The sequence below is a fragment of the Aeromonas sp. LsrichE-8G genome (genome assembly GCF_022869435.1).
In the GTDB taxonomy this organism is placed as follows: Bacteria; Pseudomonadota; Gammaproteobacteria; order Enterobacterales; family Aeromonadaceae; genus Aeromonas; species Aeromonas caviae.
Genome location: NZ_JALIHH010000247.1, coordinates 1 through 603 on the forward strand (window position 1 = coordinate 1; position 603 = coordinate 603).

Annotated in this window: 1 tRNA gene and 1 rRNA gene; both read left to right on the forward strand. The window is 45.8% G+C overall.

The features are described 5' to 3' along the window. A 16S ribosomal RNA gene (locus MUW49_RS20575) occupies positions 1-71 on the forward strand; the annotation flags it as partial. Between the two features lie 274 nt (positions 72-345). Next, a tRNA-Glu gene (locus tag MUW49_RS20580) sits at positions 346-421 on the forward strand. The last annotated feature ends 182 nt before the right edge of the window (positions 422-603 follow it).

A 603-nucleotide genomic window follows, 5' to 3' on the forward strand; every position in this document is an offset into this window, starting at 1 on the left:
TGTGATTCATGACTGGGGTGAAGTCGTAACAAGGTAACCCTAGGGGAACCTGGGGTTGGATCACCTCCTTACCTTAAGATGACGAAGTTGTTGAGTGTTCACACAGATTGCCTTGATTCAAAGTAGTTAGAGCAAAGACCTGGTGCGTATGCATCAGTGCTTATTCAACTTCGGTTGAATGAGAGAAGCCCGTTCGTTGGGTTGGGATGTGAATAACGACGTAAGTCGTTACCCAATTCAGAGTTAGCGATAACAACGAACAGCGCTAAAGGCCGCTAGCCTCGCAGGCTCGGCGTCGCCTTTACGAAAATCATTACGAAGTGTCCTTCGCAAAGCATGATTTTCGTCCCCTTCGTCTAGAGGCCTAGGACACCGCCCTTTCACGGCGGTAACAGGGGTTCGAATCCCCTAGGGGACGCCACTTCTCTTCTTGCTAAAAGAATGCAGACATAAGCATCACATGTTTATGTCTGTTTTCTTCGGTCACTGACCGTTGCAAACATGCTCTTTAACAATCTGGAAAGCTGATTTAAAAAGTAGTTCTCAAACATTTGTTACAAGTGCTTTGGAAACTTCTTGGCGAAAACCAAATTTTATTTGGTC